General features: G+C 71.1%; 11 protein-coding genes, 1 tRNA gene and 1 pseudogene. 5 read left to right on the forward strand and 8 right to left on the reverse strand.

The features are described from left to right. Window position 1 precedes the first annotated feature (1 nt). Window positions 2-1,324, reverse strand: a complete 1,323-nt coding sequence (locus ACIGAN_RS24150) for an ABC transporter substrate-binding protein (protein WP_399860388.1) — start codon at window positions 1,322-1,324, stop codon at window positions 2-4. A gap of 410 nt (window positions 1,325-1,734) precedes the next feature. On the opposite strand from ACIGAN_RS24150, the gene ACIGAN_RS24155 reads away from it, so the two are divergent. Further along, a complete protein-coding gene (locus ACIGAN_RS24155; protein WP_365086109.1) occupies window positions 1,735-2,790 on the forward strand; it encodes a LacI family DNA-binding transcriptional regulator in 1,056 nt (351 codons plus the stop codon). 114 nt (window positions 2,791-2,904) lie between these two features. Here the strand turns inward: ACIGAN_RS24155 and ACIGAN_RS24160 are convergent. The 4 genes from ACIGAN_RS24160 to ACIGAN_RS24175 form a co-directional block, all read right to left on the reverse strand. Then, window positions 2,905-2,977, reverse strand: a tRNA-His gene (locus ACIGAN_RS24160). 115 nt (window positions 2,978-3,092) lie between these two features. Next, entirely contained in the window at window positions 3,093-3,695 is a 603-nt protein-coding gene (orn, locus tag ACIGAN_RS24165; protein ID WP_365740509.1) for an oligoribonuclease, read from the reverse strand. A gap of 240 nt (window positions 3,696-3,935) precedes the next feature. Next, entirely contained in the window at window positions 3,936-5,180 is a 1,245-nt protein-coding gene (locus ACIGAN_RS24170; RefSeq protein ID WP_399860392.1) for a helix-turn-helix domain-containing protein, read from the reverse strand. Window positions 5,181-5,557: 377 nt separating this feature from the next. Continuing rightward, the gene (locus ACIGAN_RS24175) at window positions 5,558-5,890 is read right to left on the reverse strand and encodes a hypothetical protein (protein WP_365740507.1); all 333 of its coding nucleotides are present in this window, start codon (window positions 5,888-5,890) and stop codon (window positions 5,558-5,560) included. Window positions 5,891-6,223: 333 nt separating this feature from the next. Here ACIGAN_RS24175 and ACIGAN_RS24180 point away from each other — a divergent pair, with 333 nt between their 5' ends. Both ACIGAN_RS24180 and ACIGAN_RS24185 read left to right on the forward strand, forming a co-directional pair. Next, window positions 6,224-6,751 (forward strand): universal stress protein, encoded by a 528-nt coding sequence (locus ACIGAN_RS24180; RefSeq protein WP_010047889.1) that lies wholly within the window; start codon window positions 6,224-6,226, stop codon window positions 6,749-6,751. Between the two features lie 125 nt (window positions 6,752-6,876). Next, a pseudogene (locus ACIGAN_RS24185) lies at window positions 6,877-7,193 on the forward strand (hypothetical protein). Between the two features lie 113 nt (window positions 7,194-7,306). Here ACIGAN_RS24185 and glmS read toward each other — a convergent pair. Continuing rightward, window positions 7,307-9,124 carry a glutamine--fructose-6-phosphate transaminase (isomerizing) gene (gene glmS / locus ACIGAN_RS24190; protein WP_094052335.1) on the reverse strand — a complete coding sequence of 606 codons (1,818 nt, stop codon included), beginning with the start codon at window positions 9,122-9,124 and terminating at the stop codon, window positions 7,307-7,309. Between the two features lie 12 nt (window positions 9,125-9,136). Then, the gene (locus tag ACIGAN_RS24195) at window positions 9,137-9,394 is read right to left on the reverse strand and encodes a hypothetical protein (RefSeq protein ID WP_031130491.1); all 258 of its coding nucleotides are present in this window, start codon (window positions 9,392-9,394) and stop codon (window positions 9,137-9,139) included. Between the two features lie 186 nt (window positions 9,395-9,580). Here ACIGAN_RS24195 and ACIGAN_RS24200 point away from each other — a divergent pair, with 186 nt between their 5' ends. After that, entirely contained in the window at window positions 9,581-11,146 is a 1,566-nt protein-coding gene (locus ACIGAN_RS24200) for a purple acid phosphatase family protein (protein ID WP_399860395.1), read from the forward strand. An 18-nt stretch (window positions 11,147-11,164) separates the two neighbouring features. Here the strand turns inward: ACIGAN_RS24200 and ACIGAN_RS24205 are convergent, their stop codons facing one another. Further along, window positions 11,165-12,049, reverse strand: coding sequence for a DUF4429 domain-containing protein (locus ACIGAN_RS24205; RefSeq protein WP_399860398.1), 885 nt, complete (start codon window positions 12,047-12,049; stop codon window positions 11,165-11,167). Between the two features lie 80 nt (window positions 12,050-12,129). Here ACIGAN_RS24205 and ACIGAN_RS24210 point away from each other — a divergent pair, with 80 nt between their 5' ends. Beyond that, entirely contained in the window at window positions 12,130-13,728 is a 1,599-nt protein-coding gene (locus ACIGAN_RS24210) for a beta-N-acetylhexosaminidase (protein WP_399860401.1), read from the forward strand. Window positions 13,729-13,770 lie beyond the last annotated feature (42 nt).

A 13,770-nucleotide genomic window follows, 5' to 3' on the forward strand; every position in this document is an offset into this window, starting at 1 on the left:
GTCACTGGTCCAGGTTGTTGTCGATGGTCTTCGTCGCCGTCTCCCAGGCCTCCTTCGCGGACTTGCCCTTCGTGACGAGGATGACGCCGTTGTCCGTCAGACCCTGCTGGATGATCTGGTCCTTCGGGCCGATGACCTGGACCGGGATCTGCTTGGCGGCCTCGGCGAAGATCTCACCGATGGGGGCGTCGCCGGTCATGTCGTTCTTGGCGCCCGTGACCTCGGGGCTGTCGAAGGCGGCCTGCGCGCTCGGGAAGCTGCCCTGCACCTTGAACAGCTTCGCCTGCTGCTCGGGCGCGGTCAGCCAGGCGACCAGCTTCTTGGCCTCCTCGACGTTCTTGCCGTTCTTCGGCACGGTCAGGAAGGAGCCGCCCCAGTTGCCGGACTTGGGCGCCACGGCCACGTCCCACTTGCCCTTGGCGTCGGGCTGCGACTTGCCCTTGATGTAGCCGAGCATCCACGGCGGGCAGGCCATCGCGGCGAACTTGTTGTTCGCGATCGTCTGGTCCCAGGCCGGCTGGAACTGGGTCTGCGCGCCGACCAGGCCCTTCTCGGCGGCCTCGGCGGTCAGGTCGAAGGCGTTCTTGACGGCCGGGTTGGTCTTGTAGACGACCTTGCCGGAGGCGTCGTAGAACTTCTCCTTCTCACTGCTGAGGATCGCGTTGATCAGACCGCCGGGGGAGTCCATGAAGGTCGTGCCCTCGGGGCCGTTCTTCTTGTACCGCTCGCCGGCGTCGACGAACTTGCCCCAGTCGCCCGCCCACAGCTTGCCGACCTCCGCGCGGTCGGTGGGCAGGCCGGCCTTCTCGAAGAGGTCCTTGCGGTAGCAGATCGCCATCGGGCCGATGTCGGTGCCGAGGCCGATCGTCTGGCCGTCCTTGGTGGTGGCCTGCTGCCACTTCCAGTCCAGCCAGTCGGCCTTGTCCACGCCCGAGACCTTGGAGAGGTCCTCCAGCTTGGCGGCCTGGGTGTTGACGATCTCGGCGATGTTGCCGACCTCGACGGCCTGGACGTCCTGCAGGCCGCTGTTGGTGGTCAGGTGGTTCAGCAGCGCCGGGTAGTAGTTCTCGTTCCGCTCGACGACGTTCTCGGCGATCTTGATCTTCGGGTTGAGCTTCTCGTACTCGGCGTAGAGACCGGCTTCCTTGAAGCCCATCGTGCCGAAGAGTCCGAGGGTGATCGTGGTCTTGCCCTTGCCGCCTGACGACGAGCCGGAGCTGTCGTCTCCACCGTCGTCGGCACAGCCGGCCAGCAGCCCGGCGCCCAGCGACGCGACGGCCGCGACGGCCATCGCCTTGCGGGCGGTTCGGATGCGTGCTCGCATGTCGTCCTCCTGTTGCCCTGACGTGCCGACCCCCCGGCCAACTGCATTGTTGGACCCGTTTTTTCACTCGCTGCGGCTCGGGCGGGGAACGTGCGGGTTGTGTATGTGTCAGGTACTGTGGGAGCGCTCCCACCAGTGATGTGTTGAAGGTTCGCGGGTCGGAGCGGGGGTGTCAAGGGACCGGACAGGGAGAGATGCGTTCAGTTATCGGGACGTTAACTGGACCGCGGCCGGGCTTCCTTGAGTGCCCGGTCGGCAGTATCAAGCCAGTCGGGCGCCCGCGGTAGCTGTGCGCCGGGCGGAAGCGGAAGGCCGGGCGGCAAGCCGTCGGTACCGGTCACCGGAGCCGGCGGGCCTGTTAAATTCCAGGCCAGCCGCAGAGTGCGGGTCTGGACGGGAAGGCGGAGCCCATGGCAAGCCACGGAGCGCGGGGCCGAAGCGGTGGCCGGCCCACCCTCGAAGAGGTGGCGGCGCGCGCCGGTGTCGGCCGCGGCACGGTCTCCCGGGTGATCAACGGCTCGCCCCGGGTCAGCGACGCCACGCGCGCGGCCGTCGAGGCGGCGGTGGCGGAGCTCGGCTACGTGCCCAACACCGCGGCGCGCGCCCTGGCCGCCAACCGCACGGACGCCATCGCGCTGGTCGTGCCCGAGCCGGAGACCCGGTTCTTCGCCGAGCCGTACTTCTCCGACATGCTCAAGGGCGTCGGCGCGGAGCTGTCCGAGACGGAGATGCAGCTGCTGCTGATCTTCGCGGGCAGCGACCGGGAGCGGCAGCGGCTCGCCCAGTACCTGGCGGCCCACCGGGTGGACGGCGTCCTGCTGGTCTCGGTGCACGCGGACGATCCGCTGCCCGACCTGCTGGCGCAGCTGGAGATCCCCGCCGTGATCAGCGGCCCGCGCTCGGCGGCGGAGTCCCTGCCGTCGGTCGACTCGGACAACTACGGGGGCGCCCGCCAGGCCGTGGAGCACCTGCTGTCCCGTGGCCGCAGCCGGATAGCCCACATCACCGGCCGGGTGGACGTCTACGGTGCCCAGCGCCGTGTCGACGGCTACCGCGCGGCGCTGAGCGACGCGGGGCACGAGGTGGACGAGTCGCTGATCGAGGGCGGTGACTTCACGGAGGAGGGCGGCCGCCGCGCGATGGCGGCGCTGCTGGAGCGCCGGCCGGACGTGGACGCGGTCTTCGCCGCGTCGGACGTCACGGCGGCCGGCGCGCGCCAGGCGCTGCGCGAGGCGGGGCGCCGCATCCCGGACGACGTGGCGCTCGTCGGCTACGACGACTCGGCCATAGCGCGTCATCTGGATCCGCCGCTCACCAGCGTCCGCCAGCCCATCGAGGAGATGGGCCGCCGGATGATCGACCTGCTGCTGACGGAGATCGCCGACCGCCGCCCGCTCGCGTCCCGGGGACTGGAGCGGCGGCAGCTGGTCCTGGCCACGGAGCTGGTGCCGCGGTCGTCGTCCTGAGGCCGGCCCCGCCGAGGGGAGGGCCAAGGGCGCCTGTGCCGGACGGCGTTGACCCAGAGAGGACACGACGAAGGGGCCGACCCGGTCTCCCGGGTCGGCCCCTTCGTCATCGAGGGTGAGTGACGGGACTCGAACCCGCGGCATCCTGGACCACAACCAGGTGCTCTACCAGCTGAGCTACACCCACCATGACCGGCGTGGAGATCAGTGTGTTCCCCGACCGGCCGAGAAAAAGTGTACAGGGTCCGAAGGGGTGCTCGCGCCCGGCTTTCCGGGCGGCCCCCGTCGGGCCCCTCGCGTACCTACTGAGCAGGCAGGACGTGCTTCGCCGCGATCGACTTGGCCGTGTCGGAGTCGGGTCCGGGCTGCGGGACGAAGACGGCCTCGCGGTAGTAGCGCAGCTCGGCGATGGACTCGCGGATGTCGGCGAGCGCGCGGTGGTTGCCGTTCTTCTGCGGACTGTTGAAGTACGCCCGCGGGTACCAGCGGCGGGCCAGCTCCTTGATCGACGACACGTCGACGATGCGGTAGTGGAGGTAGTTCTCCAGCGTCGGCATGTCGCGCAGCAGGAAGCCGCGGTCGGTGCCGACGGAGTTGCCGCACAGCGGGGCCTTGCCCGGCTCCTTGACGAACTCCCTCACGTACGCCAGCACCTGCTCCTCGGCGTCCTTCAGCGTCGTGCCGTTGGGCAGCTCGTCGAGCAGCCCGGACGCGGTGTGCATCTGACGCACCACCTCCGGCATCGTCTCCAGCGCCCGCTCCGGCGGCCGGATGACGATGTCCACGCCGTCGCCGAGCACGTTCAGCTCGGAGTCCGTGACGAGGGCGGCCACCTCGATGAGCGCGTCGTCCGACAGCGAGAGGCCGGTCATCTCGCAGTCGATCCACACCATGCGATCGTTCATGTCCCTCACCTTACGGCGCCCCGGCCCGGGCCGGACCGGCCGTGGGGCAATGACGGGCGGGGGCCGTGGGGAACGGGGGACACGAGAGGTGAGGCGGCGGGGCGCGCGCGATCATGCCCGCGGTCTGCCCGTCGGAAGGGCGCAGGGGCCCCGCGCCCGGGGGCCCTGCGGACTCCGCCGCCCGGGGAAAAGCGGCGGGGCCCGCGAGGAGGTGTGCTCCTCGCGGGCCCCGCCGGCCGTTCACGTCGCGCTGCGCTGGCCCGGGAGGCTGGCCGACAGGGCCGGGGACGCTCCGACCGCGCTCGCGGCCGCCGTACGGCGGGACTGGAGCGGAACCGGGTGCTCCGGGTGCAGCGGGGCCGGTGACTGGCCGGACTGGCCGGGGTGCCCGCCGTGGCCGGGGTGGCCCTGGACGCCGGGCCCGGAGCCGCCCGGGGCGGCCTCGCTGTCCTGGGGCCGCTCGCCCTGCGGGCGCCGGGCGCGGTACGCCGCCCGGTAGGCGGCCGGGGACGAGCCCAGCTGGCGGCGGAAGTGGCCGCGCAGAGCCACCGGTGAGCGGAAGCCGCAGCGGCCCGCCACCTCGTCCACCGAGTAGTCCGACGTCTCCAGCAGGCGCTGCGCCTGGAGCACCCGCTGCGTGATCAGCCACTGCAGCGGCGCGCTCCCGGTCAGCGAGCGGAAGCGGCGGTCGAACGTACGCCGGCTCATGTACGCGCGTGCCGCCAGGGTCTCCACGTCGAACTGCTCGTGGAGGTGCTCCAGCGCCCAGGCGACGACCTCGGCGAGCGGGTCGGCGCCGATCTCCTCGGGTAAAGACCTGTCGAGGTAGCGCTCCTGCCCGCCGGACCGGCGCGGTGGGACCACCAGGCGGCGGGCCAGGGCCCCGGCCGCCTCGTTGCCGTGGTCCGTCCGCACGATGTGCAGACAGAGATCGATTCCGGCCGCCGTGCCCGCCGACGTGAGCACGTCGCCGTCGTCCACGAAGAGTTCCCGTGGATCGACGTGCACGGACGGGTAGCGCTTGGCCAGCGTCGGCGCGTACATCCAGTGTGTCGTCGCCGGGCGGCCGTCCAGCAGGCCCGCCGCCGCGAGGACGAAGGCGCCGGTGCACAGCCCGACGATGCGGGCACCCTCCTCGTGGGCGCGGCGCAGCGCGTCGAGCGCCTCGTCCGGTGGCGGTGAGGTGATCGAGCGCCAGGCGGGCACGACGACCGTGCCCGCGCGCGAGATCGCCTCCAGGCCATGCGGTGCGGTGAGTTCCAGGCCCCCTGTGGTCCGCAGTGGGCCGTCCTCACCGCCGCACACCAGCAGTCGGTAGCGCGGCACGCCGGCGTCCTGGCGGTCGATCCCGAACACCGACAACGGTATGGAACTCTCGAAGATGGGGCCGCCGCTGAACAGCAGCACCGCGACGATCTCCTTGCGGCGTCGCCCGGAGAGTTTCCGGGCCGCGGCTTCCGGCGCGGCAGTGGAGTCGTGGCTCATACTGCTAAGCCCCCCTCGGTGGTCGCGGCTCCTCGGTTGTGTCGCTCCTGCACGTTTCCCCTCGGTCCTGCACGAGTCCCCCGCCGTAGACAGTCAAGATCGAATCTACTGTGTCCCGTCGTGCCGGAGTGGCCGGTTCGGCACTCGGCACATTGTCGACTTGGCAACTTGGCGTGAAGCATTCGATCACGAAGCGTTGCACTCGTGGGGCGTGCAGGGAAGTGCGCCTTGTCGCGGTGGCCAATCCACGTAGGGTGCGCAGGGCCCCTGAGGCCCTTTCCGTGCAGGTCGAACGGGGGTTGGGGGGTGTTCCGGCAGGGGGATGCGGGGGTGCCGGAAGTTGGCTGAAAACCGCCGTGCGCGTGCACGGAAACCGGTCAACCGACCGGTGTATCCCCTCCAGTGTGCCGTCCGCCCCGGTGCGACCCCGTTCCGGTGCGGTGGCGCCGGCCCCGGTGGGGCGCCCGGTCCTCGGCGGCCAGCCGGGCCGCGCCCCGCTCGGACTGGCGCAGCAGGACCCGGCACGCGCCCGTGACGGCGGCGAGGCCGAGGGCCGTGCCGGCGGCGCCGGCGAGCGAGGTGCCGTAGGCGAGGAGCACGACCGGGACGAGCAGACAGCTGAAGGCCGCCCAGCGGACCACCTCCGTGGCGCTGTCCCGCGGCGGCGGGGTCGCGCGGCCCGCCTCGGAGGCGGGACGGGGTCCGGACATGGTGTGCTCCCTGTGGCGTGGCTCACGGAGATCAACGCGCGGCCGGGACGTCGGTCACTGTGCGGCCGGATCACCCCCGCGGGTAAGTGAATCCCGTGCAAACCGCCTGTACAGCGCAGCAACCATTGCGTTACGGGCGTCGGCTCGTGCATGCTCCCTGGAACCCGCACGCACGGCGGGCGGGATCTGGGCTAAGGAGGCGTGCCGCCGTACCCTTGAGGGTAAGGGCTTGGGAAGACCATTCCCGGACACAGCTCCGCCGCTCACCGCTGCACTCGTCAGCGAGCTCCGCTCGCGGGCCACCCATCAAAGGATCACAACGCCGAGACAGCCATGGCCGGTCACGAATTCTTCGAACCCGCGGACCGCAAGCGGCCCGTCGCCGATCCCACGGCGGCCGAGCCCCTGGCGGCGGAAGAGCCACGCCATTCCTGCGATCCCGCCTTCAAGCACGGGGTCGTGGTCGGCTTCGACGGCTCCACGTCCAGCGAGCGCGCCCTGGCCTACGCGATCGGCATGGCCCATCGCTCCGGGTCGGGCCTGATCATCGTTCATGTCGCCAACCGGCTGCCGACCACCGTGTGGGCCGGCTGCGAGCCGCCCGTCTTCGTGGACGTCCCGGACCACCGCACGGAGGTGCTCGGTCTGGAGCTGGCCTGTGCGGACTACCTCGCCGAGGTGCCCTGGATCCTGGTGGAGCGCGGCGGCGACATCTGCCACGAACTCGAAGAGGTCGGGCGGGAGTACGAGGCCGACGCCATCGTCGTCGGGTCCACGCACGGCATCGTGGGCCGCATCTTCGGCTCCGTCGCCGGGCGGCTCGCCAAGCGGGCGCAGCGGCCCGTGATCGTCATCCCCTGATCCGGCCGCAGTCGGCCAACTCCCTTGTGCACGCGCGAATCTACTCGCGCGTAGAGGTGTTTGTGCCCTTGTGAAGGGCATATACGGAACACCGCACGACCGCAGTTGCGCGAAGGGAGCCCGCCGTGGACGAAGACGTCTCCGCGGGAAGCGGCACCACGACCGTGGCCGGTCGACTCGCCCCGGGCATCACCCTGTTGGCCTTCGGGCTGGGCAACACCGCCGTGATCGACGGTGTCTCGACCTCTGACGCGGCGTCAATCGCCCCGTACGAGCGGGGCTGTTCCTGCTGCTGTTCGCCCTGGCGGCGCTGTCCCTCACACCGGCGACCGCGGCTCAGGCGCACTGGCCGACGGCACTTCCGCGACGCGCTGCCGGCCGGGGTGTGACGGCCACCGGTCAGCTGCGCCGGCCGGGGAGTTGGGCGGCTTCCCGGCGATGAAACGGACCCCCCGTGCGTGGTGGCAGCACGTGGGGGTCCGTTGTCGTTCGTCGGCCGGTGCGCGGGCGTTGGGGTTGCTCGCGCAGTTCCCCGCGCCCCTTGCGGGAAGGCTTCTACTCCACCGTCACCGACTTGGCGAGGTTGCGGGGCTTGTCGATGTCGCGGCCGAGGGCCAGCGCCGTGTGGTAGGCGAGGAGCTGGAGCGGGATGCCCATCAGGATCGGGTCCAGCTCGTCCTCGTTCTTCGGGACGACGATCGTCTCGTCGGCCTTCTCCTGGTGCTGGTGGGCCACCGCGAGGATCTTGCCGCTGCGGGCCTTGATCTCCTCCATGGCGGCGCGGTTCTTCTCCAGCAGGTCGTCGTCGGGGACGATCGCCACGGTCGGCAGGGCCGGCTCGATCAGGGCCAGCGGGCCGTGCTTGAGCTCGGAGGCGGGGTAGGCCTCGGCGTGGATGTACGAGACCTCCTTGAGCTTCAGGGACGCCTCGCGGGCCACCGGGTAGCCCCGGACGCGGCCGATGAAGAGCATCGAGCGGGCGTCGGCGAACTGCTGGGCCAGCTTCTTGACGTCCTCCTCCTGCTCCATGATCTCGGCGATCTGCGCGGGCAGCTTGCGCAGGCCCTCGATGATCCGCTTGCCGTCGCGGACCGAGAGGTCGCGGGTGCGGCCGAGGTGCAGGGCGAGCAGGGCGAAGGCGACCGTGGTGTTGGTGAAGCACTTGGTGGACACGACGCAGACCTCGGGCCCGGCGTGCACGTAGATGCCGCCGTCCGCCTCGCGGGCGATGGCCGAGCCGACCACGTTGACCACGCCCAGGACGCGGGCGCCCTTGCGCTTGAGCTCCTGCACGGCGGCCAGCACGTCGTAGGTCTCGCCGGACTGGGAGACGGCGACGTAGAGGGTGTCGGGGTCGACGACGGCGTTGCGGTAGCGGAACTCCGAGGCGGGCTCGGCGTCGGCGGGGATGCGGGCCAGCTCCTCGATCATCTGGGCGCCGATCATGCCCGCGTGGTACGAGGTGCCGCAGCCGAGGATCTTCACGCGGCGGATGCGCCGGGCCTCGCGGGCGTCCAGGTTGAGGCCGCCGAGGTGCACGGTGGAGAAGCGGTCGTCGATGCGGCCGCGCAGCACGCGGTCCACGGCGTCGGCCTGCTCGTGGATCTCCTTGTGCATGTAGGTGTCGTGGCCGCCCATGTCGTAGGAGGCGGCCTCCCACTCGACGGTGGTGGGCTCGGCGGTGGTGCGGGTGCCCTCGGTGGTGTAGGTGCGGAAGTCGTCGGCCTTGAGGGTGGCCATCTCGCCGTCGTCGAGGGTGACGATCTGGCGGGTGTGGGCGACCAGCGCGGCGATGTCGGAGGCGACGAACATCTCCTTCTCGCCGATGCCGAGGACGACCGGCGAGCCGTTGCGGGCGACGACGATCCGGTCCGGGAAGTCGGCGTGCATCACGGCGATGCCGTAGGTGCCCTCGATGAGCCGGAGGGTCTCGCGGACCTTGTCCTCCAGCTTGGTCGCCTGCGAGCGGGCGATGAGGTGGACCAGGACCTCGGTGTCCGTCTCGGAGAGGAACTCGACGCCGTCCGCCTCCAGCTTGCGGCGCAGGTCGGAGGCGTTGTCGATGATGCCGTTGTGGACGACGGCGACCTTGCCCTCGGCGTCCAGGTGCGGGTGGGCGTTCACGTCGGAGGGGGCGCCGTGGGTGGCCCAGCGGGTGTGGGCGATGCCGGTCGTGCCCTTGAAGCGGGCCGGGACCTTGGCCTCCAGGTCGCGCACCCGGCCCTTGGCCTTGACCATCTTCAGGCCGGAGGTCTTCGGGGACGTGACGACGATGCCCGCGGAGTCGTAGCCGCGGTACTCCAGGCGCTGCAGGCCCTCCAGGAGCAGGGGCGCGACGTCACGCTTCCCGATGTAACCGACGATTCCGCACATGTATACGTATTCCTAGCCGTAGACGATGCGCCGCAGCTGCCGGAGCGAGAGCTCCGGCGGGGCTACCGCGCGGTATTTGAGGTCCGCCTCGATCCGTTCGAAGATCGCCGCGTTGACCAGGCCCTGGGCCTGGAGCTCGCGGTGGCGGCGACGGACGTACTCCTCGGTCGTCTCGTCGAAGTAGGCGAGCACGTCCTGGATCACGCGCAGCGCCTCGCCCCGGCTGAGGGCGGTGGACCGCGTCAGATGATCAACGAGTTCGTCGTGCACTCGCTAGATCCTGGGGTACCGGCGGCGCTTTCGCAAGAATTCTGCCCGATTTCGGGCAGGCGGCTGTGGGGGTTCTTTGGGAGAACGTTGAACCGCTCATGAGGGCCTGTTCGTGGGGCGTCCACCGGACGTCCCGTGTCCCGTTGCCCGAGGCGTCGACTTTTGGACGCCATGGACACTCCTCGTATGGGCGTACCCGAGCGGCTCGCTGGGCGCATGAGCATGGCCGAGCAGCACGAGTACCTGCGCGCCCGGTTCTCCCGGCGCACGATGATCAGGGGCGGCGCCGTGACGCTCGGCGCCGTCACGGGTGGCGCGTTCGTGCCCGGCGCCACCGCCCGGGCCGCCGTGCCCACCGCCCGCACCGCACCCGCCACCGAGACCGTCGACGGGGCGCTCGCCGCCCCCTTCGGCCGCCACCTCGCCTACGGCACCGACCCGCGCACGGAGATGACCGTCTCCTGGCAGGTCCCGGTCGCCGTCCGGAAGCCCTTCATCCGTATCGGCGCCCACCCGTGGGACCTCTCCCGCAGGATCGACGCCGAGGTCCGCACCCTCTTCACGCCCGCCGGCGTCGGCACCGGCGGGAACCACACGCAGTACTACCTCCACGCCAGGCTGACCCACCTGCGCCCGGGCCGGACGTACTACTACGGCGTCGGCCACCAGGGCTTCGACCCGGCCGAGCCGCACCTGCTGGGCACCCTCGGCACCTTCACCACCGCCCCCGCCCACCCGCAGCCGTTCACCTTCACCGCCTTCGGCGACGAGGGCGTCAGCTACCACGCGCTCGCCAGCAACAGCCTGCTGCTCGGCCAGAACCCGGCCTTCCACCTGCACGCCGGCGACATCGCCTACGGCGACCCGGCCGGGCAGGGCCGGGCCGACGACACCGGCTTCGACGCGCGCGTGTGGGACCAGTTCCTCGCCCAGACCGAGTCCGTCGCCAAGTCCGTGCCGTGGATGCCCGCCTACGGCAACCACGACATGGAGGCCTGGTACGCGCCCCACGGCTACGGCGGCGAGGAGGCCCGCTGGAGTCTCCCGGACAACGGCCCCGACCGGCAGAACCTCCCGGGCGTCTACTCCTTCACCTACGGCAACACGGCCGTCATCGCGCTCGACGCCAACGACGTCTCCTTCGAGATCCCCGCCAACCTGGGCATCTCCGGCGGCACCCAGACGACGTGGCTGGAGGCCCGGCTCAAGAAGTACCGGGCCGCGCGCGACATCGACTTCGTCGTCGTCTTCTTCCACCACTGCGCCTACTGCACCTCCACCGCGCACGCCTCCGAGGGCGGGGTGCGGCAGGAGTGGGTGCCGCTGTTCGAGAAGTACACGGTGGACCTGGTCGTCAACGGCCACAACCACCAGTACGAGCGCACCGACGTCATCAAGGGCGGCACGGTCGCCAAGAAGCTCCCGATCGGCGGCACGGCCTACCCCGAGACCGAGGGTGTGGTCTACGTGACGGCCGGTGCGGCCGGGCGCAGCCTCTACGCGTTCAGCGCCCCGCAGTCCTACGAGGGCCACGAGCACGAGGTCGACTCCGTGGCCTCCTTCGTCCATCTGAAGGACGGCAAGCGGAACGAGACCGTCGACTGGTCCCGGGTGCGCTACCTCGACTACTCCTTCCTGCGCGTGGACGTCACCCCCGCGCCGAAGGGGCGCCTCGCCACCCTGACGGTGCGCGGCATCGCCGAGAACGGGGAGCGGGTGGACCACTTCACGGTGGCCCGCCGGGCGAAGTAGCACGCTCCCGGCCAGGAGCTACATCCGCTTGAGGACCGCCTGCTTGGCCAGCGCGAACTCGTCGTCCGTGAGCACGCCCGTGCGGTGCAGCTCACCTAGCTCGCGCAGCCGGCGCAGCAGGGCGTCGTGGTCGTCCTCGGCGGCAGGGGCCGGGGCAGAGGGCAGTTCCGGTCGCGCGTCCGCCACGCCGTCGGCGGCGGCCCGGGCCGGGTGCGGAAGCCGGGCCTGGACCGCCGCGGCGACCAGTGCCATCAGCGGGTCCTTCCTGAACCCCCACAGCTCCACGGCGTTGGGGTCGTACTTGGCCGGAGTCCTGACCGGCGCGTTGTGCACGGAGAAGCGCAGACAGCCGTTCTCCAGGCCCACCGCCGGGTGCCACTCCACGCCCGTGATGTCGGCGAGCGCGAGCGTGCGCACACCGGCGGCGGCCTTGGCGTCCTCCGTCTTCCAGTTCCACTCCAGGCGTACGCGCTCGCCGTCGAAGCTCGCGGTGCCGTCCCCGGCGGTGACCGACAGCGGCACGGCCGGGCCCGGCAGCAGGTACTCGGTCACCGGGCCGGACGGCACCTGGTCCAGCAGCAGCGCGTTGCGGACCTCGTCCGTGAAGTACTCGGCGACCCCGTAGCGGTCGGACTCGACGATCAGTTGGTACGGGTCGTGGGGCTCGGTGAGCCGCCCGCCGGTCGCGTGCAGCAGCGGGTCGGCGCCGTCGCGCAGGCGCAGCCGCAGCCGGCCGCTCTTCTTCCCCTGCTCCAGCGAGATGCCCGCCAACGCACCCAGCGGGACGATGAGTTCACCCAGTTCCCTGCGCAGCAGACTGACGTTCTTGTCCCGCCCGGGGGTCAGCCGCAGGGCGTCGCCGTCGAAGGTCCACGAGCCGTCCTTCTGGATGATTTCCGCCATGGGGTGGATTGTTTCACCCATGTCCCGGGATAGTGGTCCAGACCTCTTGGAGCTCAACGGCTCACGGAAGGGACGGTTTTGTGAGAGACGGTCTTGTCAGACAGCGCCACAGAACACTTCGCCTTCTCGGCTCCCTGCTGCTCGTCACGGTGGGCGTCGGCGTCACCCAGGCCGCCCCGGCCCGGGCGGCGGACCCCACCCCGCTCGACCGGGTCGTCCCCGCACCGGCCTCGGCCGAGCCCGGCGGCGATCCGTACCGGATCACCCGCTCCACGCACATCCGCGTCGACGGCTCGCGACAGGCGCACGGCGTCGCCGAGTACCTCGCGGACCTGCTGCGGCCCTCGACCGGCTACCGCCTGCCGGTCACCACGCACGGGCGCGGCGGCATCCAGCTCCGGCTCGCGCACGGCGACTTCGGCCCCGAGGGCTACCGCCTCGACAGCCACGCCCGGTCCCTGACGATCAGCGCCAGGACTCCCGCGGGCCTCTTCCACGGTGTGCAGACCCTGCGCCAGCTGCTCCCCGCGGCCGTCGAGAAGGACACCGTGCAGCCCGGGCCCTGGCTGGTCGCCGGCGGCACGATCGAGGACACCCCGCGCTACGGCTGGCGCGGTGCCATGCTCGACGTCTCCCGGCACTTCTTCACCGTCGACCAGGTCAAGCGGTACATCGACCAGCTCGCCCTGTACAAGATCAACAAGCTGCATCTGCACCTCAGCGACGACCAGGGCTGGCGCATCGCCGTCGACTCCTGGCCGCGCCTGGCGACCTACGGCGGCTCCACCGAGGTCGGCGGCGGCCCGGGCGGCTACTACACCAAGGCGCAGTACAAGGAGATCGTGCGCTACGCCGCCTCCCGCTACCTGGAGGTCGTCCCCGAGATCGACATGCCCGGCCACACCAACGCGGCCCTCGCCTCCTACGCCGAGCTGAACTGCGACGGGGTGGCCCCGCCGCTGTACACCGGCACCGAGGTCGGCTTCAGTTCGCTGTGCGTCGGCAAGGAGATCACCTACGACTTCGTCGACGACGTGATCCGGGAGCTGGCCGCGCTCACCCCGGGCCGGTACCTGCACATCGGCGGTGACGAGGCGCACTCCACCAGCCACGAGGACTACGTGACGTTCATGGACCGGGTGCAGCCGGTCGTCGCGAAGTACGGCAAGACGGTCGTCGGCTGGCACCAGTTGACGGGGGCCACCCCGGCGAAGGGCGCGCTCGCGCAGTACTGGGGCCTGGACCGGACGAGCCCCGAGGAGAAGGCGCGGGTCGTGCAGGCCGCGCAGCACGGGACCGGGCTGATCCTGTCCCCGGCGGACCGGGTCTACCTCGACATGAAGTACACCAAGGACACCCCGCTGGGCCTGTCCTGGGCGGGCTACGTCGAGGTGCAGCGGTCCTACGACTGGGACCCGGGGGCGTATCTGCCCGGGGTGCCGGCCGGTGCCGTGCGGGGAGTGGAGGCGCCGCTGTGGTCGGAGACCCTGGAGAACTTCGCGCAGCTCGAGTACATGGCGTTCCCGCGGCTGCCCGGGGTGGCCGAGCTGGGGTGGTCGCCGGCCGCCACGCACGACTGGGAGCGGTACAAGGTGCGGCTGGCTGCGCAGGCCGAGCGGTGGGACGCCCTGGGGATCCAGTGGTATCGGTCGCCGCAGGTGCCGTGGGGTGCGCAGTGAGGCGTCCGCGGGCCGGTGGGGGCTGAGCGCGCAGTTCCCCGC

The organism is Streptomyces sp. NPDC085931 (genome assembly GCF_044540565.1).
Classification (GTDB): Bacteria; Actinomycetota; Actinomycetes; order Streptomycetales; family Streptomycetaceae; genus Streptomyces.

What these genes read in the sequence shown, in the direction of transcription:
- ACIGAN_RS24150 (WP_399860388.1), bottom strand. Translation starts at nt 1,324, where the DNA reads ATGCGAGCACGCATCCGAACCGCCCGCAAGGCGATGGCCGTCGCGGCC.
- ACIGAN_RS24200 (WP_399860395.1), top strand. Translation starts at nt 9,581, where the DNA reads ATGGGCGTACCCGAGCGGCTCGCTGGGCGCATGAGCATGGCCGAGCAG.
- orn (WP_365740509.1), bottom strand. Translation starts at nt 3,695, where the DNA reads ATGAACGATCGCATGGTGTGGATCGACTGCGAGATGACCGGCCTCTCG.
- ACIGAN_RS24205 (WP_399860398.1), bottom strand. Translation starts at nt 12,049, where the DNA reads ATGGCGGAAATCATCCAGAAGGACGGCTCGTGGACCTTCGACGGCGAC.
- ACIGAN_RS24175 (WP_365740507.1), bottom strand. Translation starts at nt 5,890, where the DNA reads ATGTCCGGACCCCGTCCCGCCTCCGAGGCGGGCCGCGCGACCCCGCCG.
- glmS (WP_094052335.1), bottom strand. Translation starts at nt 9,124, where the DNA reads ATGTGCGGAATCGTCGGTTACATCGGGAAGCGTGACGTCGCGCCCCTG.
- ACIGAN_RS24155 (WP_365086109.1), top strand. Translation starts at nt 1,735, where the DNA reads ATGGCAAGCCACGGAGCGCGGGGCCGAAGCGGTGGCCGGCCCACCCTC.
- ACIGAN_RS24170 (WP_399860392.1), bottom strand. Translation starts at nt 5,180, where the DNA reads ATGAGCCACGACTCCACTGCCGCGCCGGAAGCCGCGGCCCGGAAACTC.
- ACIGAN_RS24180 (WP_010047889.1), top strand. Translation starts at nt 6,224, where the DNA reads ATGGCCGGTCACGAATTCTTCGAACCCGCGGACCGCAAGCGGCCCGTC.